This window comes from Neisseria sp. P0019.S002 (assembly GCF_051957155.1).
Taxonomy (GTDB): domain Bacteria; phylum Pseudomonadota; class Gammaproteobacteria; order Burkholderiales; family Neisseriaceae; genus Neisseria; species Neisseria perflava.
Window position 1 is genome coordinate 1 of the sequence record NZ_JBQCWS010000041.1, and the last position, 577, is coordinate 577.

Sequence of the window (577 nt, forward strand, 5' to 3'; positions counted from 1 at the left end):
GATTTGGCTGGGTGCGTATCCGAAAGAGTTTATCTCCAAGCTGCGCAACCACGCCAAACTGGTGGTCTATTCGAACTGGGAAGCGCTGACTTTCCTTAAAGAAGATTTTGAAAATATCGAGTTTTTCGACAAATTTTATTTCTTCGATCCGTTTGATCAAAACAAGCTGCCCGAATACGACCATGTATTGCATCCGACCACAAGTTTCTATTTCGACAGCTTCACGTCGTCTGAAAAAACCGAAAACAAAATCCTCTTTATCGGATCGTACGCAAAAGACCGCAATAGCGACATCCGCGCGTTCTGTGATGCTGCACGCGCCATCGGTTTGGATATCGACTTCCGTCTGGCAAGCAAGAAAATTGCCGAAGAGCAAGCCGCACTGGGCATCCCCGAAGTACAGTTCTTCGCGTTTGCCAACGCGTTGTCTTACCGCCAGAATTTAGAAGAAGCCGCCAAATCCTCCGTATTGGTCGACTTCCTCAACCGCAAGCATTACAGCTTGTCTTTGCGGATTTTTGAAGCCATCGGGTTGGATAAAGAACTGATTACCACCAATCCGACCATTGTCCGTTAT

The 577-nt window shown here is 47.0% G+C and carries 1 pseudogene; it reads left to right on the forward strand.

Features of this window, described 5'->3' with window-relative positions:
* Nucleotides 1-577 (forward strand): annotated as a pseudogene (locus ACTHTY_RS11425) (hypothetical protein); the annotation flags it as partial.